This window comes from Bacteroidia bacterium (assembly GCA_019695265.1).
GTDB lineage: Bacteria > Bacteroidota > Bacteroidia > JAIBAJ01 > JAIBAJ01 > JAIBAJ01.
The window spans coordinates 47,191-72,899 of sequence record JAIBAJ010000005.1; the positions used below are offsets into that span (position 1 = coordinate 47,191).

At 40.8% G+C, this 25,709-nt stretch carries 20 protein-coding genes; 9 read left to right on the forward strand and 11 right to left on the reverse strand.

What is annotated here, in order from left to right; all coding sequences use genetic code 11:
- The first annotated feature begins 9 nt into the window (after nucleotides 1-9).
- Both K1X82_01820 and K1X82_01825 read left to right on the forward strand, forming a co-directional pair.
- Nucleotides 10-681, forward strand: a complete 672-nt coding sequence (locus tag K1X82_01820) for an ABC transporter ATP-binding protein (protein MBX7180821.1) — start codon at nucleotides 10-12, stop codon at nucleotides 679-681.
- The gene (locus K1X82_01825) at nucleotides 678-1,721 is read left to right on the forward strand and encodes a histidine kinase (GenBank protein ID MBX7180822.1); all 1,044 of its coding nucleotides are present in this window, start codon (nucleotides 678-680) and stop codon (nucleotides 1,719-1,721) included. The genes K1X82_01820 and K1X82_01825 overlap by 4 nt, the downstream gene beginning before the upstream one ends.
- Nucleotides 1,722-1,801: 80 nt before the next feature.
- Here the strand turns inward: K1X82_01825 and K1X82_01830 are convergent, their stop codons facing one another.
- From K1X82_01830 to K1X82_01850, 5 genes are all read right to left on the reverse strand, one after another.
- On the reverse strand, nucleotides 1,802-2,716 hold the full coding sequence (locus K1X82_01830) for an LD-carboxypeptidase (protein MBX7180823.1): 915 nt from the start codon (nucleotides 2,714-2,716) through the stop codon (nucleotides 1,802-1,804).
- 5 nt (nucleotides 2,717-2,721) lie between these two features.
- On the reverse strand, nucleotides 2,722-3,483 hold the full coding sequence (locus tag K1X82_01835; protein ID MBX7180824.1) for a 1-acyl-sn-glycerol-3-phosphate acyltransferase: 762 nt from the start codon (nucleotides 3,481-3,483) through the stop codon (nucleotides 2,722-2,724).
- A gap of 829 nt (nucleotides 3,484-4,312) precedes the next feature.
- The gene (locus K1X82_01840; GenBank protein MBX7180825.1) at nucleotides 4,313-7,660 is read right to left on the reverse strand and encodes a hypothetical protein; all 3,348 of its coding nucleotides are present in this window, start codon (nucleotides 7,658-7,660) and stop codon (nucleotides 4,313-4,315) included.
- Nucleotides 7,661-7,969: 309 nt separating this feature from the next.
- Complete coding sequence (locus K1X82_01845; GenBank protein MBX7180826.1) at nucleotides 7,970-9,739, reverse strand: patatin-like phospholipase family protein; 1,770 nt, start codon at nucleotides 9,737-9,739, stop codon at nucleotides 7,970-7,972.
- 402 nt (nucleotides 9,740-10,141) lie between these two features.
- Nucleotides 10,142-12,070 (reverse strand): T9SS type A sorting domain-containing protein, encoded by a 1,929-nt coding sequence (locus K1X82_01850; protein ID MBX7180827.1) that lies wholly within the window; start codon nucleotides 12,068-12,070, stop codon nucleotides 10,142-10,144.
- A gap of 644 nt (nucleotides 12,071-12,714) precedes the next feature.
- On the opposite strand from K1X82_01850, the gene K1X82_01855 reads away from it, so the two are divergent.
- The gene (locus K1X82_01855) at nucleotides 12,715-14,580 is read left to right on the forward strand and encodes a SpoIIE family protein phosphatase (protein ID MBX7180828.1); all 1,866 of its coding nucleotides are present in this window, start codon (nucleotides 12,715-12,717) and stop codon (nucleotides 14,578-14,580) included.
- A gap of 107 nt (nucleotides 14,581-14,687) precedes the next feature.
- Here the strand turns inward: K1X82_01855 and K1X82_01860 are convergent, their stop codons facing one another.
- The 3 genes from K1X82_01860 to K1X82_01870 are packed head-to-tail and all read right to left on the reverse strand — an operon-like array spanning nucleotide 14,688 to nucleotide 17,615.
- Nucleotides 14,688-15,641, reverse strand: coding sequence for a hypothetical protein (locus tag K1X82_01860; protein MBX7180829.1), 954 nt, complete (start codon nucleotides 15,639-15,641; stop codon nucleotides 14,688-14,690).
- A 53-nt stretch (nucleotides 15,642-15,694) separates the two neighbouring features.
- Nucleotides 15,695-17,050, reverse strand: coding sequence for an NADH-quinone oxidoreductase subunit NuoF (nuoF, locus tag K1X82_01865; protein ID MBX7180830.1), 1,356 nt, complete (start codon nucleotides 17,048-17,050; stop codon nucleotides 15,695-15,697).
- A gap of 37 nt (nucleotides 17,051-17,087) precedes the next feature.
- On the reverse strand, nucleotides 17,088-17,615 hold the full coding sequence (locus tag K1X82_01870) for an NAD(P)H-dependent oxidoreductase subunit E (GenBank protein ID MBX7180831.1): 528 nt from the start codon (nucleotides 17,613-17,615) through the stop codon (nucleotides 17,088-17,090).
- A gap of 454 nt (nucleotides 17,616-18,069) precedes the next feature.
- On the opposite strand from K1X82_01870, the gene ychF reads away from it, so the two are divergent.
- The 5 genes from ychF (at nucleotide 18,070) to K1X82_01895 (ending at nucleotide 21,735) form a co-directional block, all read left to right on the forward strand.
- Nucleotides 18,070-19,167 (forward strand): redox-regulated ATPase YchF, encoded by a 1,098-nt coding sequence (gene ychF / locus K1X82_01875; protein MBX7180832.1) that lies wholly within the window; start codon nucleotides 18,070-18,072, stop codon nucleotides 19,165-19,167.
- Nucleotides 19,168-19,297: 130 nt separating this feature from the next.
- Complete coding sequence (locus K1X82_01880; protein MBX7180833.1) at nucleotides 19,298-20,041, forward strand: geranylgeranylglyceryl/heptaprenylglyceryl phosphate synthase; 744 nt, start codon at nucleotides 19,298-19,300, stop codon at nucleotides 20,039-20,041.
- Nucleotides 20,041-20,670: a thiamine phosphate synthase gene (locus K1X82_01885; GenBank protein ID MBX7180834.1), complete on the forward strand. Its 630-nt coding sequence runs from the start codon at nucleotides 20,041-20,043 to the stop codon at nucleotides 20,668-20,670. Before K1X82_01880 ends, K1X82_01885 begins: the two co-directional genes overlap by 1 nt.
- 4 nt (nucleotides 20,671-20,674) lie before the next feature.
- On the forward strand, nucleotides 20,675-21,262 hold the full coding sequence (gene pnuC, locus K1X82_01890; GenBank protein ID MBX7180835.1) for a nicotinamide riboside transporter PnuC: 588 nt from the start codon (nucleotides 20,675-20,677) through the stop codon (nucleotides 21,260-21,262).
- The gene (locus K1X82_01895; GenBank protein MBX7180836.1) at nucleotides 21,238-21,735 is read left to right on the forward strand and encodes an ATP-binding protein; all 498 of its coding nucleotides are present in this window, start codon (nucleotides 21,238-21,240) and stop codon (nucleotides 21,733-21,735) included. The genes pnuC and K1X82_01895 overlap by 25 nt, the downstream gene beginning before the upstream one ends.
- A gap of 381 nt (nucleotides 21,736-22,116) precedes the next feature.
- On the opposite strand, the gene metK is transcribed toward K1X82_01895, so the two are convergent.
- The 3 genes from metK to K1X82_01910 all read right to left on the reverse strand — a co-directional run bounded on the left by metK (nucleotide 22,117) and on the right by K1X82_01910 (nucleotide 24,952).
- Nucleotides 22,117-23,430 carry a methionine adenosyltransferase gene (gene metK / locus K1X82_01900; GenBank protein MBX7180837.1) on the reverse strand — a complete coding sequence of 438 codons (1,314 nt, stop codon included), beginning with the start codon at nucleotides 23,428-23,430 and terminating at the stop codon, nucleotides 22,117-22,119.
- Between the two features lie 45 nt (nucleotides 23,431-23,475).
- On the reverse strand, nucleotides 23,476-23,919 hold the full coding sequence (locus K1X82_01905) for a hypothetical protein (protein ID MBX7180838.1): 444 nt from the start codon (nucleotides 23,917-23,919) through the stop codon (nucleotides 23,476-23,478).
- A 175-nt stretch (nucleotides 23,920-24,094) separates the two neighbouring features.
- Entirely contained in the window at nucleotides 24,095-24,952 is an 858-nt protein-coding gene (locus K1X82_01910; protein ID MBX7180839.1) for an ABC transporter permease, read from the reverse strand.
- Between the two features lie 93 nt (nucleotides 24,953-25,045).
- Between K1X82_01910 and K1X82_01915 the strand changes: the two genes are divergently transcribed.
- On the forward strand, nucleotides 25,046-25,666 hold the full coding sequence (locus K1X82_01915) for a hypothetical protein (GenBank protein ID MBX7180840.1): 621 nt from the start codon (nucleotides 25,046-25,048) through the stop codon (nucleotides 25,664-25,666).
- The last annotated feature ends 43 nt before the right edge of the window (nucleotides 25,667-25,709 follow it).

Here is a 25,709-nt window from a genome sequence, read left to right on the forward strand (position 1 = left end):
CTATTTACCATGGTACTTCAAGCTAACTCTATCATCAAATACTTCCATGAACCGGAAGACTTCCAGGTACTAAAAGGTATTTCGTTCGGTATCGAAAAAGGAACCTTTACCTCCATAGTCGGTAAATCAGGATGCGGTAAGTCAACGCTACTCTATATCCTGTCTACCATGGACACCGATTACCAAGGACAATTAGAAATTAATGGAAAAGTAGTTACCGGACTTAGTCAAAACGAACTTTCCCGATTTCGAAACCAACACCTGGGATTCGTTTTCCAATTTCATTACCTGTTACCCGAATTCTCCGCACTTAAAAATGTCATGATTCCTGCCCTAAAACTCGGAAAGTTTAGCACGGAAGAAATTGAATCACAAGCCATCGAAAAACTGCGAATGGTGGGCATGGACGAATTTGCATTGAAACAATCCAGTAAACTCTCCGGCGGACAACAACAACGGGTAGCCATTGCCAGGGCTCTTATCAATAACCCAACCATTATCATGGCTGATGAACCAACCGGAAATCTGGATAAAAAAAATTCAACCAAGGTTTTTGATATCTTTATGGAATTGACCCAAAATAACAATCAAACCATCATTGCCGTTACCCACGACAATGAGTTTGCTGAAAAAGGCCACCGCATTATCGAAATGAGTGATGGTTTGATTATTCGCCAATGAAATTAGACCGTAAATATTACCCCTACATCGGAATTTTCTTGCTCTGCCTGATGGTAACTTTAATTCGGATTGCAATTTTTTTGCATTACCCTATTTTTAGTCGCTTCCCGGCTTATATCATGTTGATTGGCTTGCCCATACAATTTGTAGTTATGTCTGTGATTTGGAATGTGGTTCAATGGATCAACAAACAGCTATCTCGAATATTACCTTTCGAGAATCGCCCAGTGATGAGAGTTTTAACTCAAGTGGTTGTATCTACCACCTTGTTTATGCCTATTTTCATTGTTAGCGCACAACTAACCAAACCCTATGCTCCGGTAGAAATTACCCCTCCATTGTATATTCTGGGTCTGACCCTCGTTTTCATGATGCTGCTTCTGATGAATTTCGCTTTTTATGCTTTCGAATTCTTTACCCATTGGCAAGCGGCTACTGAAGAAAAAACCCGACTGAAATTACAAGCACATGCCCTCGCAGTGGAAAAATCCGAAATGCAATTTCACCACCTGCAAAATCAAGTAAATCCACATTTTCTTTTCAATGCATTGGCTTCGCTCGATAGCCTAATTCATAATAACCCCCAATTAGCTACCCAATTCCTGGGACATCTTTCCAAGGTGTATCGCTATGTTCTGCAAAATAGCTCCAATAACCAGGTAAGCCTTCAGACCGAATTGGAATTCGTTGAACATTATGTTTCCTTACTCCATATTCGGTATGGCTTAGCCCTGCAAATTCAATTTGATATTCCTCCTTCTTGCCTCGATAAACTCATCGCTCCGGTTACCTTGCAAATGCTAATAGATAATGCTATTAAGCATAACGAAATCCACAAAGAGTATCCGTTACGTATTGAAATTCAAGCTAACGAATCCTATTTATCGGTTCGTAACAATAAACAGAAGAGACAAGGTTTGACCGATAGCAATGGAGTAGGTCTTAACCAATTGCGAGAATTGTATTCCTATCTGGTGCCGGATGCCACCATTCAAATTGATGAAAGTAATCAGAATTTCGAAGTAAAAATTCCGTTTTGATTTGCGCGCCTGACAACAAGTTCACAAATTCACTGGAAGTATTTCCAATCAATTCGCATTTCAATTGATTGTTTTTGGTTTTAGTTTTTCCACTTCAGGGTTGTAATCGCTTCGTTTACAGTTAATTGTACAGGCAAACCCAGTGCTAATGGCAAATTCCGGAATATATGTCCGGCCTCCAAACCAAATGCCACCGGATAACCATACTCGCCCACAGCTTCCCGAACAATCTCTTCAACCGTTCGCCCAAATGGCTCTGCATTGTCCTTCATCTCACTCATCCCTCCAACTACCAGTCCTGCCAACCCTTTCAATTTCCCTGCCCGTTTCAGTTGCCAAAGCATACGATCAATATGATACAGGTACTCATCCAGATCTTCCAGGAATAGAATTTTTCCATCCAGGTCCAATTCTGAATCGGATCCCGAAATGGAATAAAGTATTGACAAATTCCCGCCAACCAATACCCCTTCTGAACTTCCAAACCGGTTGTTGGAATGGGGTTTAGCTATCATCGCTTCCAATCCTTTACCTTCCCAAAAATCTTTTAATCGTTGTAATGCCTCTACATCTACCGAATTGGGCTGAAAATTCAGCGACATTGGCGAATGTAAACTAGGTAATCCAACTTGTTGATGAACATGGGCATGTAATACAGTAATATCGCTAAAGCCACATAACCATTTGGGATTGTTTTTAAATCCATCCCAACTCAATCCATCTACTATTCGCACAGTGCCGTATCCACCTTTTGCAAACAACACCGCTTTTATTTCCGGGTCATCCAGGAAAGCCTGTAAATCATGGGTTCGTTGGGTGTCATTGCCTCCAAACTGACGGTCTTTTTCAAAAATATACTTGCCCAATACTACCTCAAAACCCCATTCTTCCAAGGTATTCAAGCAGGGTTGAATGGCTTCCTTAGTAACAAATCGAGCAGTGCAACAAATGCCAATTTTATCCCCTTTTTTTAGGGAAGGTATCAAATGGTACATGGTAGTCAGGGCTGTTTAAAATACGGATCATTGGTTAAAAGCTCTTGTTCTAGTTGAGCATAAACCCTTTGTTTCAAAATCGGTACATCAGCTTCGGTTAAACCTAGCACCGAAATAGGTTCCAAAAATTTAACATGAATAGTACCCGGACCTTGAATAAGCAAGGTGGGGTGTGGCATCAGGGTGCGAACATTAAATAGTACCACCGGCAACAAAGGAACCTGCATTTCTATTGCAATCCTAAAAGCCCCTTCTTTAAAAGGTCCCAGGGGATTAGGTCCGGTATTTCGGGTTCCTTCGGGCATAATTAATATGGAAAACCCTTGTTGAAGTTCTCGCTTTACCTGTTCCACGCTTTTTTTACGACTTTCTGCATCGTTTCTATCCACATTGACACAGCCTACCTTAAACAAAAAACCCATCACCGGTATATTACTTAACTCCTTCTTAGCCATCGCTTTAAACGGTATTGGTATGCCGGATGCCATCGCAAAAATATCCAAGGACGAGGAATGATTTCCTACCACTATATAATCTTTGCGTTGTTTAAAATACTCCAATCCTTCCACTTTCAGTTTCATCCCCATCAAAAAAATCCAGGCATTGCTCCAAGCCTGGTACCATGGAAAAAGCTTAAAAAAACTACGTTTCCCATAAATCCAATATGCCACCAATGCCAGCGGGTAGGAGGTAGCTACAAAGGCAATAAATATGAAAAGACCCCAAAAGGTATACAGGAAACGAAGAAAATTCTTTACTGGTTGCATAACTATTATCTAGCAATAATACATAAATTCAGTCATACCATACAGCCTTGCTTCAGGAGTAAGAATAAGTAATTTGCTTTTTATACTCCTGTTTACCAATGTTATTTGAAAAATATTCCAAGAACTAGTTTGAAAATTACAGTGGTAAATGCCGATGCAATAGCTGTTTGGCAGTTTTGGCATGCATCATTGGCCTATTGCAGATTGGCAATCGGTATTAAATCCAAATTCAGCACAATCAGGTGGGTAATTAAGCCTTAAGTCTATTTTTTTCAAAACCCACCGGATCCGATGTTTACATTCAAATTATGGCAGGTTCAAGTTGGTGCTTTTTTGGGGGGTTCCCCTAACGGGTCGGGCTTTCCGTTCCAATCTTTTTGCTCGTGCCTCGACAAAAAGGATTTCCACTGCAATCCCTAACCCGGGTGCAAGCTATACGTGGTGGTGCAGGTAATTAGCATGGTGCTTTCTAATAGCTTTCGCAGCAATTGAAATCTCCGATTGGCATTAAAAAACGCCTTTCTCCATTGCCACCGCTGCAAACAAGGCCAAGTGGAAGTAAACCTCCCCCAAAAAACCACGTTCATTCACCATCCCAAGCCCATTTCATAGTTACACCGGTTGGGTTTGCACCCCGGGCAACGATTGAGGCAAGTAGCCCACAGGACACCTACGGCGATAGCCTAGGGGGACGAGGACTACAGCCGAAAGCGTGACCCGAACGCCATTTGCCTGTACATTGGTTGTGCAGGTAGTTGGTAGGCGTGAAGGGGGCCCGCCAACATACAATTAAAGAAAAATAAAGTGAGCGAATTTGTGTTGTTTCAGACTAAAAATCCATACTAAGAGAAAGGTAAAATATGGGTTTTAGAATAATGCCATCCACTGCACCCCAGGCATAATCGGCTCGAATAAAGTAGCCTAAAATTTTAGTTCGTGCACCGAAACCAAAGCCATAAACCAAGGGGTCGGTCGTGTTTTTTAACTTAATGGTGAGTGATCCGTCCTGAATAATTTTGGTATTAAAGGTATTTCGATCAGAGTAGGGGGTTAATCCGTTCCAAGCCGTTCCAACATCGCCAAACCCAATCAATTGAAAATTGTTGATGAAGTCGGATTTGATAGGCCTATTAACCAAATAACGGAAAATTGGCCAGCGAATTTCGGAATTGATAACTGCAAAATTGGTTCCATTTCGAATATTTTGGTAGAAACCTCTCATATTGGTAGCAATGGCCTGGTATTGGTAATTTTCGGTTTGGGACACCGGAATAGAATTGTCATACTTGGTACCTAACCAATTGTCTACTCCGCCCAGGTAATACAGCAGTTTTTCATTTCCCAGGCTTGAACTTCCGGCTACCCGGTTAGCCCAAATCAAATCTCGGTGAATGCGGGTATAGTGTCTGAAATCGGCACCAACCACAGCGAAATAATTGGTATTGTTGAGGTGGTGATAGAACTCCCCAAAAATTTTGTAACGTGCCCCTTGGTAAAGGTTTAGGCCTCTTGAAATGGTATTATCGAAAATATATTCCAGTTTTACACCACCCAAATAGCTATTGTCGTTCGGTTTGCGCAAATTGGCTTCATCTACACTCAGGTAGGCAACCCTGTCGTGGCGACCCAGAATGGTGGCTTTAACTGCCGAATTCTCAGTAAATGGGTAACGCAAGATATAGCTTAGGGTGTGAGACTGAACCTTGTTAGGGTAATTGGCTGCGGGGTTTGAAAAGGCCTGGCGATGGAAAAACACCTGTTTATCGAGGCGTTTTTTGAGATTTTGCCAACTTAGAAAAAATTCATTGGAATTTAGATTGGCGGCCAGTCTAAAACCACCAACAATTTTATAGTCTTCGAACAGGTCGCTTGCACCTAACTTAAACAATCCGTTGATTCCCGGATTAAAATAAACGGCGCCTCCACCGGTGTAACGCTGATAGGAGCTGGAGGTAAAAGAATTGTCTAATTGGGTTACCACATAGTCGGTTGAGAACCGGATTTCATAGGGGCGTTGTTTAGCTAATTTAAAGGTGATGGTATCTTCTGCAAGTCCGGAGGCTCCGTGTTTTTGTTTATCTTTTTCTTTGCGTTTAGACAACCTGTCTCCGCTGCCTGCCGGGTTATTGGTTTGGTTAACGGCATTGATGGAGTCGCGGATTAGTTCCACACCGGCCTTTTTCTTTGGGGCATAGGTTTCATTGGTAAAAACGTAATTGTCTATATCAATTTCATCGGGATTGGACTTAGTTTTGGGTGGTTCAATTTTGGGTTTTTCAACCGGGGTGGGTTTGGCTTGAACCTTTTCTTTTTTCTTGGTTTCCCGTTTAGAATCTTTTTCTTGCTTGGATCGAAAGAAGTTGGAACTTAGTTTTACTTCTTCTTTTTTATCGCTCGAAATGGGTTTGGTAAACAATTTATAGCGACCGTTTTCAAAGTATACTTCACCCAACACATTGGCTTTGGGGGCAGCATCCATTTGCAAGAGGTTGCGTTGGTAATTGGTGATAGGGTAGGAGGTGGTGAACCAACGGTAATGGGTTATGGTATCTATAAAGGCAATGGTGCTGTCGATTCGGGCTAAATAGCGGTTTTGAATTCCGTTGGCATCGCTGATGTAGGCAAAGTGGGAGGTGTCGTAAGCAATAGGCATTATTTCATCGGCGAATTTGGTTGAAGAAACCCGCTTTAAAACCTGGCTTTTGGTTTTGTAGTCATAAATGAATAAATCGAGGTTGGCATCGCGGTGAACAATAGACGAATCTTTTGGTTTTATAGTATCATTCACCCGGTTGGAGCTAAATACTACTTCACGACTTTTATTGATAAACCTTGGATACAAATCATCCCAGGAATCTTTGGTAACCTGGAGATAGGTATTGGAAATAATGTCGTAGATGAATATGTCACTTTGGCCAAATTGAACAGCCGAAAAGGCAAACTTTTTACCATCGTCCGAATAGGAGTAATCCAGTATTTTATCGAAGTTATGCAAGGGGCGAGTATCAATTTCTCGGGTATCAACATTGTACATCGAAAGCAGAATTTTACCTTTTTTCTCCGTAATCCAGCTTAGTAGTTGTCCACTTGGATGCCAGGCTAAAAGTGGATAGCTGTAATCGGTTTTTTGTACACTTCGGTATTCTTGTTTCAGTAACTTTTTCTGGCGTTTTTTAGAATCCAGATTCTTTATGAAAATCCGGTACAAACCCATGTCATTCACTACATACGCCGCTTTTTGTCCATCCGGACTCAATTTCAAATTCTGATAAACCCTACCTTTCCTGAAGCGTTTCAAAACCAGGTTGCCCTGAGGAGTTTCCAATTTTTTTAATGGCTCGATGTATTGTTTTTTGTAATACTCTTGCCATTGTTCTACCAGGGTTTTCAATTGAACGCCCAAAACGAAGTTAAATCCATTTTCCACATTCCGGCTCACTCTGGTCATGTAAAGGATATCGGAAATAACCGATTTTCCGTAACTATCGGCAATAAAGCTCCACAAGGAATGCCCGGCATAGGTGGCCTGATCCCCGCTTAAACGATTCAGTTTGTTAAACTTTCCGGAAACGATTCCGTCTTTGACCTGGTTTTCTATATCGGCATTCCAGTCTTTTGAAATATACGATATCAACCCATTCATATACCACTCGGGAAGGTTTAAAAAGGCTGAGTTTCGGATAACATCTTTAATACTGCCACCATACATCATTTGTCCAATCATTACCTGAGCAATTCCGGCCCTGATTTGTTCTTCCAAATGCCGGTGGTCCCCATCGAAATACAGAACCATTTTACCGTCTACCAGGTGGGTGAGGCCGCCGGTATTATAGGTAACATCGGTATTTAGACCCAAATTGCTTTGCCTCAGGTCGGAGAGTTTGTTGTAAACAATAAATTGCAAGCGTTCGTCAATGGTATAATCAAAGCGTTTTTGAATTTCCACCATTGATTTTTCGGCGGTTTTGGCCGTATAAATGGCCAATTCTTTACCACCCAAATAGAAGTAAATATCGTAATGTTCGTACCGGTAAAATTGCCAGAGAAATTCATTAAACTGGAGGCGGTTCTTACCAAAAGTCATTTGCGACCCGTTGTAAAACTGGGCATTGGCCTGCAGGCTGAGCAAACCTAATAAACTAGCATAAAAAAATCGACCAAGCAGTTTCACACGCAAGATAAAAGGAGGCTAAGGTAATAAATTTTGGAATTGCCTTTCCTGCTGTTGGTTTGAACAATCAAGGTTTTGCTCGTTTTCAGATTTCTTAACAGGTTTTTTGGTTTGTTGCTTTGGCGGGCTGCCTTTTGCCCAAAAAAAATCGCTGAACCCCAAAGCTTTCCACCAGGGCAAAAGTCACCGGGCTTTCGGCTGTAGTCCTCGCCCCCCAAGGCTAGCGCCGTTGGGGTTCTGTGGGCTACTTGCCTCTATCCCTGCCCGATGGTGCAAACCCATACTGCCGTCTTTCAAACCAATTGTTGCCGCTTATCACTCCAATAATTCCCAACTTTCAAGCTCGTTCTTGATATGCTTTAATACCATATCGCTCACTGTATTACCAAGTACTCCAAATCCCAGGTTAATAGCTACTTTTACAAACAATCCCGGATCAAAAGCCGCGTAAGTTGCCGTTTTCAGTCGCTTTTTAATTTGTGGTTTTATCCGGTAAATATCCTTGCAAAAGTCAATTTTCTTCCATTCCGGTTGTTTTACCTCCATTTTATTTTGTTCTTCTGCCCTGCTGTATTTGGTATCAGGAATTATTGGAACATACCACTTTCCTTCATTAAACACTTTATAGCGTTCAACCGCTTCCTTTTTTCCGCTATATCCCGATAAAACTAGTTGATAATAATCATTCTCAAACAGATTCGGATTCGTATGATACTCATCTTTCCATTCTACCACAAAGTACTTTTGCAAAAAGCGCTGGCAATTTCTTCTTCCCAAAAAGAAATCATGCTGCCTGAAATCTCTGCTCAGTAAACCGCCAAAACCACCCAAACTTCCACAGGCAATGGCTTTGTTACCAACGATTGTTTGGGCATTCTTATCTTTTCGGGTTGGAGAAATCAGGTAAAGTGGTCGATTGTTCTGACTTTCTCTATAAAATTCATTTCCCTTGGTGGAGGAATAAAGCAGTTGCTCTTGCATAGCATTAACCAAAGCCGGAATTATTCCCATTAAACCGGGGTCAAAATTGGGCTTGCTCTCATTTTCTTCTTCTGTTGGAAAAGGATCTACCATGAGTATGGCCGCATTCCGAAGTGGTTCAGACAGGTAATCCTCCGATTTGTTTCCCAAACGGCGTTTATTAAGCAAGCGGATAGCCATTTTATAGGGTTCGTTATTTATAGCTCCACCATCTACCATCAAGGCATTGTGAGTTTGATCCTTCCCTACTTCCAGGGGAATTGAAGGGTCGAGATTGATCCATGGATTGTCCTTGATATACTGCACTTTGCGCTTGACCTCCCGGTAGCTCAAACCCACAGGAAAAGCACCGGTTGCCATAGCACATTGCCGTAAAGTGTTTAAATCCTGCGGATCAGGTGCCCCAAAATCAATCGGTATTCTACCATCGTTGGCATAGCTATTCTTACCTATTACAAAATTACCATAATCAGCATGCTTAACCACTTTATACACCCCTGACATTTGGGTAGAACTAGTTGAAGTAGGATTAAACTTCTCCACAAACTTAAATCCCTGAATATTGGTTAAGGTTAACAACAATTCCAAATCTTTTGGAACAAAACCGGCCGGTGTATGATTGCTTGCCGAATTTGGGATATGCTTATTGGCAATATTCTCAATAAAACTGGAATTAAACAATGACTTCAACTTGCTGTAATATGGAATTTTCTCATATCGCTGTAAGTCTTTTAATGACAATAACTGATCCAACATCACCGGAGAACCAACCGATTCAGTAAGGTTTACCCAACAGTCGTACAAAATATTGGAAGAGTTCTCTTCTAGTTTTAATTCTCTTTCTACCGGTTTTGTTTCCTGATATAATGCCTTTGCTATCATTACCGCCGTCATTCCGCCGGCAGAAGCGCCTGTTATTACCGGGATTTCTACTTCATGTGAAGGCATATCAGCTTGTTTGCCCTTCACTTCTTCCCAGCGTTGCAGCGTTTCTAATAAATAGTCAATTACTCCTGCGGTATAAGCTCCGGCACTGATGGCACCGGCCATGGTTAATCCAATCTGGAATTTTTTCCCAGGCTGTTGAGGGTTTGTTTCGGACATAGCTAATGGTTATTAATAGGGTTTAATAGAAAGAAAGCAGAGTTTTGTCTGCAAATCGGGCATTAAGTTAGCCATTTCGTTACATTTTACAAGTACTTTTTTTTGCTTCCTTTTATACAGATTTAGTATCGGTATTTATCTCATGGTATTTGATTATTTCCAAATTAAGCTATTGGAGGCTTTTTAATCCGAACTACTTGATTTAGTTGGGTTTACCCCTCCCGAATAAATTTCGGGAAAGAAGTTGTTATCAATTTGGACAAACAAATTGATAACAACTTCTTTACTCGTTTATGCATTTCTAATGCGTAATCCGGAATAAAATGGTTTTATTTTGGTTAATTCCCAAAAAAAAACCCGGTGAAGGACTTCACCGGGTTTTTTTGATAAGGAAATGCAAGATTATTCTACGATCAATTTTTTGATAGTTTTGGTTTCACCATGATTTACTTCAACAAAGTAAATTCCTTTGGCTTGACCTTGCAAATCCAGGTTGAAATTGTTTTCCCCTTTAGTTGAGTTAAAACGGCCGGTATAGATGGTTTTTCCGGTAATATCGTTTACCCGGATATTCACATCGTTTTCGTTATCGCTTAGAATAGTTACAATAAAGTTACCATTGTTAGGGTTAGGATATAAACTTACTTCGTCCATAGCAACCACATCCATGGATTCTTCATCAGCATTTTCGATGGTACGGAAAGAAGAACTGCTCACATTAACACGCAAACGGTAGCATGAATTGGCGTTGTAGGCGCTGCTGTAGCCATACACTTGAACATAATAAGTTCCGGTGCTGGTGGTATTTCGAATAATGGTTTCAGCAGTGGTGCTGGTGTTTTGAGAAACGCCTAATTGTGTTCCACTGTTGTTGAATAGTTTCAAATCGTAATCGGCAGGAAGTTGGTCTAACACCACTTTGATGTTTTTGGCAGCGGTGGTGGTGGTGAATTTAAACCAGTCTTTATCTGTACTGGTACCAATTTTAGCAAAAATATCGGTATTGGTTGAAATGGTTTTTCCGGCAGTTCTGGTTTCGTTGGCTTCGTAATTATCGGTGCAGGTTGTAGTTGTACTTGCTGTGGTGAAGCCGGTTGCAGCGCTATAGGAGCCTGATTGGCTGGAGCAAACTGCTTGCACTTGGAATTGGTAAGATGTTGCAGCGCTTAATCCGGAAAGGGCGTAAGTTGTAGCGGTGGTTGAAACGGTAGTCCAGGTAGTTGCTGCAGTAGTTTTGTATTGTACATTATAACTAACTGCACCTGAAACTCCGGTCCAGGAAAGGCTGGCTGAAGTGGTTGTTAGGCTACCAGCGGCTAGGGAAGAAGGAGTTCCGCAACCGGTAGTTGTTGGAGCGGAGCAGCCGTTTGAGCTAACCAAACCAATACGAGCACCACCGGTAGCAAACAAAGCTGCCATGCGGGTTGATTGCCCGGAGGTAAACATATTCATGCAAGCATCATCGGTATAATCCATGTAGTTCATAAACATATCGCCATTTGCTCCATTGCTGCAGGTAACATGCGGGAAAGTTGGGCAACCGTAATTGGAAGTTTGCTGAGTTGGAGTATCGCTCACCTGGTCGTTACCGCAATTGGCATCACCCCAAATGTGACGAAGGTTTAACCAGTGACCAACTTCGTGAGTAGCTGTACGGCCATAATTATAGGGTGTTGCGCTACCCGGTGTAGTTAAACTACCAACGGAAGAATACAGCAATACTACCCCGTCGGTAGCTGCTGCACCGCCCGGAAATTGAGCATAACCTAACAAACCACCACCCAGGTTACAAACCCAGATATTAAAGTATTTGGTAGCATCCCAGGCATTGTCACCTCCTTGAGCTGTATATTTTACAGCATCATTGCTGGAGAAGGAAGTAACGGTAGTGGATTTACGAACGATACCGGTTGTTGCATTGCCACTTGGGTCGCGCTGAGCCATGCAAAACTGTATATTGGTGTTTACAGCCAAACTTTGAAAAGCGCTTGGAGTGCTTCCTGCATCGGAATTTAAACGAGCATAGTCTTTGTTTAATTGATCTAACTGAGCCAAAATTAAGGCGTCGGAAATGTTTTGAGCAGAGGTATTATATACCACGTGAAAAACTACCGGAATGGTAACAATGGCTTTAGCGGTTCCTTGGTTAGAGGCAATAAACTGATTGGTAAAATGTTCAATTTCCTGCATTTTTTCTGACAATGCCGGATCGTTTTGCATTTGGTACTCCAAATATTCCATGGTACCACAATTACGGACTTGTTGAGCCCATACTGCCGTAGTGCTAAGCACACTTAAAATAGAGGCTACGAGTAATTTTTTTACTTTCATTGAATCGGGGATTTAATTAAATTTTTGTCTTTAAAAACCATACTGAATAATACTATCATTCAAGTATTAGCTAATCAAATATAAGTACATTCCATTAGTCTAGCAAGCAAAGTTAAAAAACTTGTTAAAATGGCATTTAAACTATTGTTTAGCAATTGTTTATAAATTTAATTCAGAAGAGATTTCTGTTTACACAAAATCACGGAATTAAGAGTTTGGAACTTCCTGTCAGGCGGTAAATAGGGAAAAGATATGGGCGTTTTGTTCGAACTGAGTTTGACAATAAATCGGGAAAAACCTTTTAGAAAATTTATTAAACAATGGGAGAGAACAAGAAGAAATAAAACTTGTATGAGCGGGATGGTTGTAAAGAGTGCGAAAGTTGGGGCTAAGGTCGGGCAACGATTGGAGCAAGTAGCTCTGCTGAAGCCGCAGCGGTAGCGGAGGTGGAGGCAGACTACTGCGGAAAGCGTGACCTTTTTGCCCCTGACAATTCCCAATGGAATTTGGTTGCCGGTAATGGGGGCAAAAAGGGGCCCGCCAAATACTAAAAATGATTAGAAAAAGGCTAAAAACAAAACAAGTCGGGGCAAGTCTCCGTTGAATTATACTTTTATTATTCAGATAATTAGCACTTTTGCAGCATGCGGTTTGACCCTAACCCAAATTCCAATTCAAGCCTTTCGGTAGAAAAGCGAATGAGCATTGATTTGGAATTGTATCTGGAAAAGGCGAAAAGGGCAGAGCTGGATAGGCATTACTATTTAGCCGGAGAGTTTTATATGCAGGCCGGTTACATTCGAAAAGAGTTGGGATATGCGAATTTGGCCATTCTGGATTTTGAACAAGCCTCCTTAAATTATAAAAAGGAGGAAGATTGGAGAAACTATTTGAAAGCCAATGATGAGCAAATTTTCCTTTATAAAGAACAGGAGTTAACAGACAGTGCCATCCGGACTCAAATTGCCAGTTTGAGTGTGGTGAAAAGACTGAAGGATCTGGAACAAGAGTTTAAAATTCAATTTGAAATTGGTCAGAATTTTCAGGTTTTGATGGATTTTGAATCGGCCTTAAAGCAGTATCAAACCAGTTTAACCCTGGCCGAACAACTACACGACAAAAGTAAGATCAACTTATCGGTATTTAATCTGGGTAATATCTATAATTGGCTTAATAAATATGAGCTTGCCGAAGAATTACTGTTAAAAGGGATAAATACCTTAGATTTGGGTGATGACCTAAAAACCAAGCTATATTTTTATGGAAGTTATGGCATTTTACTTTCTAAGTTAAGAAAACTGGAAGATGCCGAATACTGGTTTTTAAAGGTGTTGAAGGAGGTGGAAGGGAAGGAGGATTTTGATAATCTGAAATTCAATATTCTAAAAAGCAAGGGAATATTGTATTTCAATTGGAAAAGGTATGAAGATGCAATTTCTGCTTTGAAGGAAGCTGAGGAATTTGGCAAGAACATTCGAGCCTATAGTATTCACTCGTTGGTATATGAGTTTTTGTCCAAATCTTATGAGGAATTAGGTGATTATAAAAGCAGTGTTATCTACTTTAAGAAGCATTTTGAACTTCATCAGCGCACTACCCAACAAAGCATCAATGTGAGGGAAAAAAACATTATGCTTCGGTATGAAATGGAAGATGCCAAAAAGGATACTGAGTTGTTTAGGTTAAAGAACATTGACTTAGCTCTGGCATACAAGGAAATTGAAACCCAAAAAGAAGAGATTGAGCAAAAAAATAAGAACATCACGGAAAGTATTGAATATGCCCGAAACATACAAGAAGGGATTTTGCCTGATTTAAGACAATTTCAGATATTTAAGGAAAGCTTTGTGTTATATCGCCCCAAAGACATTATTGGAGGTGATTTTTACTGGCTTGCCAACAAAGGTTCATTGTCTATTTTAGCCGTTGCCGATTGCACCGGTCATGGTGTTCCCGGAGCCTTGATGTCTATGATTGGTCATAACTTGCTCAATCAGGCAGTGAATGAAAAGGAACTTGTTGATCCGGGTGAGATATTGTATTTTCTCCACGAAGGCATACATCGGATTTTTAATCAAAACCGCGCTAACCGGAGAACGTATGACGGCATGGATATTTCCTTGATTACGATAGACCGAGCAACCAAAAACCTTTTTTATGCAGGCGCTATGCGTCCTATGTATTATGTTCGGCAGGGAGAGTTGAACAGGCTTGATCCAAATAAAAACCCAATTGGTGGAATAGAAGGTGAAGAAGCCGTTTTCTCTACCCAGGTTTTAGCGTATTTGGCTGATGATACTTTTTACCTGTTTTCGGACGGATATGCAGACCAGTTTGGAGGGCCCAATGGAAGGAAATTTATGATGAAACGGTTTAAAGAAACCTTGTTGGAAGTGGCTCAATATCCCTTAACCAGGCAAATGGAATTGTTGGAGCATGAGTTAAACGATTGGAAGGGATTTTTGGAACAGGTGGACGATATACTAATAATCGGAATCAAAATAGACTAATACGAATTGGTAATCGCAAGTATACTATTTGGATTCCGATTATAAAATCCTGGCCTAAATAGAGTTTCGGGGAAAAATAGGCCGGGGGCAAACAGCCTTGGATATTCTTAATAGGAGAGCACCACACTATTGGAGTTTCCATTTACGTCCCAAGCAACTTTGTAGCCATAGGCACAAGTGTAGGGAGTTGGATTTCCGGATTGGTCAACACCTAAGGTTAGAGTAAATTCACCTTGAGGCAAATTGTGCACCAATTCTCCGGCATTAAATCTCCAAAGTCCGCAGTAAGTATTGGAAACAATAGGAGTGTTGTAATAAGTGGTAAAATTGTCGCCGTAGCGGTTAATGCCCCAATTGTCAACATTGGTAAAGCCATTCATGGCAGTATCACCCGAGGCAGTAAAATTGATTTTAGAACTGCTGGGCACATAAGACCATTCGGTGATTCTAGCGCTGTTCCAGGTAGCCGAAAGGTTATTATCGAAGGTAACGGCCATGTTAAACATACGTTCTTGGTATTTTAGGTTGGAAATACCCAAAATAAAGCCGTACCAATTGTTTCCATTAATATTTTTAAGGGTTTTTTCTCCGTTAAAAGTGATGGATTTATTGTCGAACAGGCGGGTGATTTTGTAATTGATGAAAGTTTCTTTTAAAACGGCACCTGCTTGGCTCCAGTTTGTTCCATTTATCAATTCTACTTTGATTTGTCCGGAACGAGTGCTTGAAGGGCTAAAGCAAGGGGTTACTCCATCGAAATTAAAGTACAGAATTTTTTGAGCAATTTGGGAAGAGTCGATTGTACAACCGCAAAGTGGAGAAGAAAGGATGTTTTCAGCACCATCGGTTTTCCCGAAGGAAGGGATATCGCCCAGGGCATTGTTGATATCGTTATCGGTTTGGTCTAAACCTCCCTTCATGTTGTTAGCATCGGTGTTGTGCTGGCTAACATTGGAATTTAGGGTTGCGTTTTCATTTTTTTGAAGCAACTTTTTGCAGGAAGTGCTGAAGCCGAGCAAAACGGAACAAGCAGCGATAGTGAGGTGAAGTGGAAGTTTCATTTTTTGAAAATTATGGTTAGAGAACTTCTAATGAAATCGTAGGGTAAAGATAATTATTGTGTTACAGGGGCAGATACCAGCATTAAGGGATTTTTTTCGCCGTGTTTTGGATCGGAAATTTTATCAGGATGAAGCACATGGTATTCGAATTCGGCTCTAAAATGACGAATGGCACTACCAACAGGCCATGCTGCAGCATCACCAAGTGGACAAATGGTATTGCCTTCAATTTTTTTAGCAACGTCAACCAATAGATCAATATCCGACATTTTGCCGTGGCCGTGTTCAATGCGGTGAAGTACTTTTTCCATCCATCCGGTACCTTCGCGGCAAGGACTGCATTGTCCGCAACTTTCGTGGTGGTAGAAACGGGTGAAGTTCCAAAGGTTTCGAACTATGCAGGCCGTTTCGTCATAAACGATAAACCCACCTGAACCCAGCATGGTACCTGTAGCGAAACCGCCATCGGAAAGACTTTCATAAGACATCAATCGAGGTTCTCCTTTGGCAGTTGTGGTAATCAGATGAGCAGGCAAAATTGGAACGGATGATCCACCGGCTACCACAGCTTTTAATTGGCGGCCTTTCCAAATACCTCCACAGTACTCGTCGGAGTATAAAAACTCTTCTACCGGCAGTCCAAGCTCAATTTCATAAACACCGGGTTTATTGATATGTCCTGAAGCCGAAATTAGTTTTGTTCCGGTGCTGCGTCCGATACCGATTTTAGCGTATTCGTCCCCTCCCATATTAACGATATGAGGAACCGCCGAAATGGTTTCAACATTATTTACAACGGTTGGACAGCCGTACAATCCTGCAATAGCAGGGAAAGGTGGCTTTAACCTTGGGTTACCGCGTTTGCCTTCCAAGGATTCAATTAGGGCAGTTTCTTCCCCACAAATGTAGGCCCCTCCACCGGGTTGCACATACAGGTCAAGGTCAAATCCGGTGCCGAGAATATTTTTACCTAAAAATCCTGCAGCATAAGCTTCTGCAATTGCTTTTTCTAGAATTTTTGCTACAAAAATCAGTTCACCCCGGATGTAAATATAGGCAGTGTTAGCTCCAAGAGCAAACGAGGAAACAATCATACCTTCTACCAATCCATGCGGATTTTTCTGCATGTACCAGCGGTCTTTGAATGTACCAGGTTCACTTTCGTCGGCATTGCAAACCAGGTAACGGGGGTTTCCAGATTTCTTATCAATAAAACTCCATTTCATACCGGTGGGGAAACCTGCTCCTCCCCGGCCTCTTAATCCGGATTTTTTTACCTCTTCCACTACATCGTCAGGATTCATGCGCAAAGCTTTTTCCAAACTGGAATAGCCGCCATGTTGACGAAATACTTCGATGGTTTCAATACCTGGAACCTCAATATGTTGGGTAAGAATTTTTCTTGCCATAGCAATTAAATTACCTTCGTTCTAAATTCGGGATGGGTTAAACAATGTTACGAACCGGTGGTGGATTTTTACGGAATTCTTCCAATAATCCATCTACCTTTTCGGTAGTTAATTCTTCAAAATAGTGGTCACCACATTGGAACATAGGACCGGTACCACAAGCGGCCATGCATTCAACCGTTTTAAGGGTAAACATGCCATCGGAAGTTGTTTCGCCTTCCTTAATGCCTAGTTTGTTTTCAAGGTGCTTAACAATATCTTCGGCACCTCGTAACCAGCAAGGTCCGGTTCGGCAAACTTCAATAAGGCATTTACCAACCGGCTTCAGGTTATACATGGTATAAAAGGATGCTACCTCGTATACTTCAATAGGTTGAATATTCAGAATAGATGCCACATAGTCCATGGTTTGAGGACTAAGCCAACCTCCAAACTCAGCCTGAGCCAAGTGTAAAATTGGAAGTAGGGCCGATTTTTGGCGTCCTTCAGGATAACGGGCAATAATTCGTTTACAGATTTCCAGACTCTCTGGCGAAAACTGGATTGGATTTGTTTCGGTCGACATGCAGATTAACGCTTTCGAAAAAAGTGTGCGAAGGTACGAAAGAAAGGCAGATAGAACTAATTAAACGCAAATTTATCAAGAGGGTAACTTGGAAGTCAGTAAAAGAAGTCGAACTTGTTTGTTTTCTGTTAATTTGATTTGAGTTAATTTATTGAAAATCAATAATTTGTACTTTAGGTTATAGCAATTGTATTTGGAATACAAACCGGAAATCCTTACCTAAAATTCCTTACCGGATTCCCCGATTTGTTTTGTAACTATTAGTTTAAACGGGTTGATTTCCAGTGAAATACCTGAAGTACTATGGTTTTACTTCGTGTTTTATTCTGTTGGGTCTTTTGATGGGTGCATACAGATTTGAAAATATTTGGAAAAACCAATGGACTATTTCTTGCCGACCTATGGTAATTTCTTTCCCTGAAATACTACCTTTGCGCCCCTAAAATTTAAACAAATGGCCTTGCAATGTGGAATTGTTGGTTTGCCCAATGTTGGAAAATCAACCTTATTTAATTGTTTATCAAATGCAAAAGCCCAAGCGGCCAATTTCCCTTTTTGCACCATTGAACCCAATGTCGGTGTTATTACAGTTCCCGATGATCGTTTAAACAAATTGTCGGAACTGGTTAAGCCGGAACGCATTGTGCCAACCACCATTGAAATTGTTGATATTGCAGGTTTGGTAAAAGGGGCGTCCAAAGGGGAAGGCCTAGGTAATAAATTTTTGGCCAATATCCGCGAAACCGATGCCATTATTCATGTGTTGCGTTGTTTTGAAGATGGAAATATTGTCCATGTGGATGGATCAGTGAATCCCCTGCGCGACAAAGAAACCATCGACTTTGAATTACAAATGAAGGATTTGGAAAGTGTGGAAGCGAAACTAGCCAAGGTTACTCGTGCAGCCAATACAGGTGACAAAGAGGCTAAAAAGGCTTTTGAGGTTCTTACTATTTATAAGAATCATCTTGAAAAGGGTTTAAACGCCCGTTCAGCTCCGGTGGAAGAGGAGGATAAGCGACATGTAGCAGATATTTTCCTCTTAACTTCCAAGCCGGTTTTATATGTGTGTAATGTGGATGAAGGCAGTGTGATTAGCGGAAATAAATTTTCAGAATTGGTGAAGGATGCTGTAAAAGATGAAAAGGCAGAGGTTTTGTTGATTTCGGCCGCTATTGAAGCAGATATTGCTCAATTGGATAGCCTGGAAGATCGCATGAGTTTTCTAGCTGATTTAGGATTAAATGAACCTGGCGTGAATAAACTTATTCAGGCTGCTTACCGCTTGTTAAGCCTGCAAACGTATTTTACTGCCGGGGTAAAAGAAGTAAGAGCCTGGACCATTCATCACGGAGATACGGCTCCACAAGCTGCGGGAGTAATTCACAGCGATTTTGAAAAAGGATTTATCAGAGCGGAAGTAATTAAATATGCCGACTTTTTGAAATATGGTTCTGAAGTTGCCTGCAAAGAGGCCGGTAAAATGTCGGTAGAAGGAAAAGAATACATCGTGAATGACGGAGACATTATGCATTTCCGATTCAATGTTTAACACTGGCTTTTAAATTGAAAATTTGAATAAACGGAATTATCAAGTTGTTGAATGGAAAGACTTTATCGAATCTTCAAACCCTAAACATAAAAAAATTAAAGTCTAAACCCTATATTTGTCCCATTCAATCATGATTTATTCTCAACTGGTTCAACGGAAAAAGGAAGGAAAGAAATCCTTTGCTTTACTTATTGACCCGGACAAACCCAAGAAGGACGAGCTTTTACAGTTGATTAAACTGGCCAATGAAGAAGGTGTAGATTATTTTTTTGTTGGTGGAAGTTTGTTGACCAATGGAAGCCTGGAAGATTGTATTGTTACAATTAAGGCCAATAGTACTATTCCGGTGGTGTTGTTTCCCGGTAATGGTTTAATGGTTAATAAAAATGCAGATGCGATTCTGTTGTTATCGGTGATTTCCGGACGTAATCCTGAAATGCTGATTGGTAAACATGTGGAAGCTGCGCCATCCTTGCGCAGAAGTAAATTAGAAATTATTCCAACCGGATATATGCTGATAGAAAGCGGAAAGCCAACTTCTGCTTCTTATATGAGCAATACCACTCCTATCCCTGCCGATAAAGCAGACATTGCGGCTTGCACAGCCATGGCAGGTGAAATGTTGGGTCTGAAATGTATCTTTATGGACGGAGGAAGTGGGGCTCACCAGTCCGTTACTCCGGAAATGATTCAGTTGGTTTCATCCAATATCGATGTTCCATTAATTGTTGGTGGGGGAATAAAAAACGCCGATATGGCCCAGGAAAAACTCCGGTCAGGCGCCGATTTAATCGTGGTTGGAAATGCCGTGGAGAAGGATGCCGGACTAATTTCAACTATATCAAAAACCGTAAAATCTTATTCTAAGTCTTAGTGAAAATTATCATTATTTCACCACCCAGTCGAATCAAAGGGGAACCGGAAGTTGTAACTGAAATGTTTAAGCAGGGTTTGATGTACTTTCATTTGAAAAAACCCGGCTTTTCAGAAGATGTAATGATTGATTATTTGTTACGAATTCCTGAAGAGTTTCATCCCCGAATTTTTATTCATAACAACTATAGCTTAGTTACAAAATTTAACCTGGCCGGAATTCATCTTAATAAAAAAAGCAGAAAACCGGGGTGGTATCAACAGTTGCGTTTGGCCTACCTTAGGTATAAACGTAAGGATATTAAAGTTACTGCTTCTTATAGTAAACTGGCTAATTTATACTTTGATCCTCCTATTTATGAATATGCATTTTTAAGTCCCATATTTGAAAGCCTTAGTGAAGGTAAGTATCACCCGGCATTTAAAGAACGAGGATTGATGGAGGCCTTGCAAAAATCAAAAAATCCTATCATTGCTTATGGTGGAGTTGAAATGGATAAAATTGAAAAGGTAATTGATTTGGGATTTCAAGGAATGGCCTTGTTGGGCGTAGTTTGGAATGATAGTCATCCGTTAGCCGCTTTTCAGGAAATCCAAATCAAGGTAAAAGCTTATTCAGGCAATAGCTAATCCCATGCAGCCTGATTACCTCGAAATAGCATTATCGCCCAATTCCATTCAATTTTATGCCATTATTACCGGTGTAATTACCGTCTTTTTAACCGCTCGACGAAATATATGGTGCTGGCCGGTTGGGATTGTAAGCACCATTTTAGCTGCCTATGTTTACTTGTTTCAGCAATTGCCTTATGAGGCCTTACTGCAAGTGTTTTATTTGATTATGGCAATTTATGGTTGGATTAACTGGTATAAATCAAGCGAAAGTAAGGGTTTAGTTGTTGAATATACCAGCATAAAACAGCATATTTGGCTTTGCACCACTGCCGCAGTGGTAGGTTTGGGATTAGGGTATTTTTCATTCCTTCATTACCATTCCTATTTAAGCTTTCTGGATGCTTTGCTTACAACCTTTAGTTTGGCCGCCAATTGGTTAGCCGCTAAGCGTAAAATCGAAAATTGGTGGTACTGGATAGTGATCGATTCCATTTCTGTTGGTTTATACCATTATAAAGGAATGGATATGTTTGCTCTTTTGTTCATATTTTATACCTTGTTGGCCATTAGAGGATTAGGGGAATGGAAAGAAGGTTTTCAAGAATAAAACGCATAGCCATTACAGGTCCGGAATGCAGTGGAAAAACCACCTTAGCCAGGCATTTGAAAAAAGTTTGGAATGCAGCATTAGCTGAAGAGTTTGCACGGGAATACTTAGAAAAAATCGATTCTTACAGGTTCGAAGATTTGGATGCTATCCTAGAAGGTCAGCTGGAGAATGAACGAAAAGCAGAGGCAGAAGGCAAAAGCATTGTAGTTTGCGATACCGATGTACTGGTGATTAAAATTTGGAGTGAAGTAAAATTCGGTAAGGTGTCGCCCTTGGTCCAAACCTATTATGAACAAACTCATTACGACCTAACCATTTTATGCAAGCCAATTTACCAATGGGAATTCGATCCATTGCGTGAAGCCCCCGATGAAAATGATCGACTGAGGTTATACCAACTGTATTATCAGGCATTACAGCAAGAAGGTCGCTTGTTTCTTTGCCTTGAACCGGAGTTAGACCAGCCCTAAATTAGGCATTCATACCTGGTTAAACCCAAACGCTGTATTAGATATCGTAATGAAGCATTCAAATGCAAGTTGGATTAAACAGAATGTATCCGCTCTTTTTTTTTAAATTCCTATTATGCGGGCCCCTTCCGCCCATCTAGTTTTATTTTGTACCCCAAACAACCTGCACGGGCGTTCAGGTCACGCTATCGGCTGTAGTCCTCGTCCCCCTAGGCTAAAGCCGTAGGGGTCCTGTGGGCTACTTGCCTCTATCGTTGCCCGAGGGTGCAACCTCAACCTTTTTTATTATCTAACCATTCTCCTTATCTAACCTGCCTCAGCAAGGGAAGGGGCAAAAAAAAAGGACAGGTTTCCCTGTCCTTTTCTGTTCATCTGTATGAACTATTTTTTTGCTTTGGCTTTTGGCGCTGCTTTGGCTGCTGCTTTAGCAGGTGCTGCTTTTTTGTCCAAACCAAAGGCTTTTTTAACAGCATCAACATAATCTAATTTCTCCCATGAAAAAAGTTCAACTTTCAGTTTTTTCACTTTCCCATCCGGAGATTTGAATTCTTTGGTTACCACTTCATTTTTGCGACCCATGTGGCCATAGGCTGCTGTTTCGCTGTAAATCGGGGTGCGAAGTTTAAACCTTTGTTCGATGAAATAAGGGCGCATATCGAACAATTTTTCTACGATTTTTCCTATTTCACCATCACTTAAACCTACTTTGGAAGTTCCGAAGGTGTTTACGTTGATAGAAGTTGGTTGGGCTACACCAATAGCGTATGAAACCTGAACCAAGGCTTCTTTAGCAACTCCGGCTGCTACCAGATTTTTGGCAATGTGACGGGTTGCATAGGCTGCTGAACGGTCAACTTTTGAAGGATCTTTTCCTGAAAATGCACCTCCACCGTGCGCACCTTTACCACCGTAAGTGTCCACAATGATTTTACGTCCGGTTAATCCGGTGTCACCGTGTGGACCTCCAATTACGAATTTGCCGGTTGGATTAATGTGGTATTTAATTTTATCGTTGAAAAGCTTGGTATATTTTGGATACTTAGCTTTAACACGAGGAATCAAAATTTCGATAATGTCTTTTTTGATTTTTGCCAACATTTTAGCTTCAGTATCAAAGTCATCGTGTTGGGTTGAAACTACGATAGCATCGATTCTTACAGGTTGGTTGTTATCATCGTATTCCAAAGTAACCTGACTTTTAGCGTCCGGTCTAAGGTATTTAATGGCTTTGTTTTCGCGGCGTAGGGCAGCTAATTCCAAAAGAATACCATGCGATAAATCCAAGGCCAAAGGCATGTAGTTTTCGGTTTCGTCGGTTGCGTAGCCAAACATCATTCCTTGGTCACCTGCTCCTTGGTCCTCTTTCTTTTTACGGTCAACACCTTGGTTAATATCAGCACTTTGTTCATGAATGGCCGATAGAATTCCACAGCTATTGGCTTCGAACATATATTCGCTCTTAGTGTAACCAATTTTACGAATTACCCCACGGGCAATTTCTTGAACATCCAAATAGGCTTTCGACTTAACCTCTCCGGCCAAAACTACCTGTCCGGTCGTTACCAGGGTTTCACAAGCAACTTTTGATTCAGGGTCAAAGGCAAGAAAATTATCAATTAGGGCGTCTGAAATTTGGTCAGCCACTTTATCAGGATGACCTTCAGATACAGATTCAGAAGTAAATAAATAAGGCATTTTTTGATTTTTAAGGAGGGCAAAATTAATCGAATTGAATTATCTTCATCGGATTAATTGATTTTCCAAAATAAGTTCTTTGGATTCCTCTCGGTTTTTCATCTCCAACAGCCATTCAAATGCTTCGGCTTGGCTATGGACCGGTAGGGTTGGAGATACCGGCTTAAAAAAAAGCATGTAGAAATTAAACAAGATTCGTTTTCCGATGGTATCAACCAAAACAGCATTGGCAAACGTGTATTTTTGACCTTCAGCGGATGAGGCAAATTCCTTTGCCTTTTTCTCTATTCTCAAAAAAGAGTGGGTGACAATATAAATGGGCATCCTTTTCCCATGGCCCAAGTCCTTTACAGCATCCCTTACCATCCACATGTGGTCTAATTCTACTTCGTTAACACCTTCGTCCCATACAATTTCAATAATGCCATTGGAATATAGTTTGGCCAAAAAACAAAAGGGAATGCTTCGCTCAGCAAGAATAGTTATCATGGAAAGATAAGGTTTTCAATAGGTAATAGGGTTTCCAAAAATACCTATTAAATGGTAGTGCGCTTACCTCAACACAAAATATTTAAATTCTCCGAAGTTTTGATAAAATTAGTTAGACAAACAGATTTAATTTGCCGTTAAATTTTTCTTTTTCAGGCATTCAATTGGAATTGGCTTACGCCGTTTTGCTTCGAATTGGGAAGGCTACTACCAACAAAACCATTAAGGCAGTTACTAATTTTAACCAAACCGGATCTATACCTTGTGATAATACAAATGCCATGATTAATCGAAAAATCAGGGTGCCAATGAAAATAAAAATCAGACGAACCAATAGGGAACCAATACCCAGAAACGAAAACAAGGTTTCTCCAATTATTACAGAACCCAAACCTGCAATTACTATCCCTACCCCCATATTGATATCGGCAAAACCTTGCACCTGGGTAACCAAATTGCCACTTAACGCTACCAGAGAATTGGCTATACCCAAGCCAATCATTTTCATAGTATCGGAATTTACCCCATAAGCTTTCACCATTTCTGCAGAGTTTCCTGTTGCCCGCATGGCTATTCCAAAATCCGTTTTTAACAGGAAAAACAAGGCAAGTATCAATACCATTACCAAGGCACTAAGAATCACTACCTGAAACCAGGTTTCAGAAAGATTGGAATTTCCGAAAAGGGTTGCTACATCCACCAAGGCCAGATTGGATTTGCCCATGCTTTTTAAATTGACGGAATACAAAGCTGTCATCACTAAAATGCCGGCCAGCAATGGATTTACTTTTAAACGGGTATGGATAAACCCGGTTAAAAATCCGCTTGAAAATCCGGCCACCAGGCTTAAAATCAGGGTCAGCACCGGAGAGATTCCACTGAGTAGCAAAATGCCTGTTAAGGCTCCACCCAAGGTAAAGCTTCCATCGGTAGTAATATCTGGTATGTTGAAGATTTTCATCGAGAAAAATATCCCAAAACTCAGCCCACCAAAGGCTAATGCCAAAACAACTGCGGTTAGATAAAAACTCATAGATTCTACAAAGGTCTAAAACTTTGTGAATAGACCACAATCCGGAATGCTAATTCGACTTGCTTCCTCGTATTTTGGCTACCTTCGTGCCCCATGAAAAAGTGGATACTCCTTTTTTTCTTAGCCTTTGCCGGAATTAGCCATAGGATTCCTGCCCAAGTACCTGTTGCCAACGACCTGGTTGTTATTCTGCATCAGGAAACCTTAAATAAACTCTTTGGCGCAATTGGTGAAATTAGCGGTACAGAGGAATATGAAATTCTGCTGATGAAGAAGAAATATACCTGGTTTTTAAGCAATATGCGTATTCAATTGCAGAAAGACTCAGCTTCATTTATTACCGACGCCACCGTGGATGCAGGTTTTGGAATTTACAAAGATCAGGTGGTAGGAAAAGTGGCAATCGACTATGATGAAAAGCGCAACAAAATCAGTGTAAAAGTAGTGGATGCAGTATTTGAGATTTTTATCAATTTCATGGGAAAACGATTGGTGATCAAACGGGTTCAATTGGCAAATTACCTCACGACTCCTTTTACCTTTGAAGGCCCAATGACCCTGGAAAACGAAATGAATTTTCAAATGCCGGATGGTTCGGAAAAAAAGCTGTTTCTCAAGCCTAGCCGATGTATCATTCGAGTTGAACCGGAAAAAATAATTGTTTCAACAGAAATTGATTTCTTCCATCAAAAGGTTTTATTGAAAAACAAATGAAATTAGAATTGCTGAAGCTTTGGCTGCAATGGTTAGCCTTTTG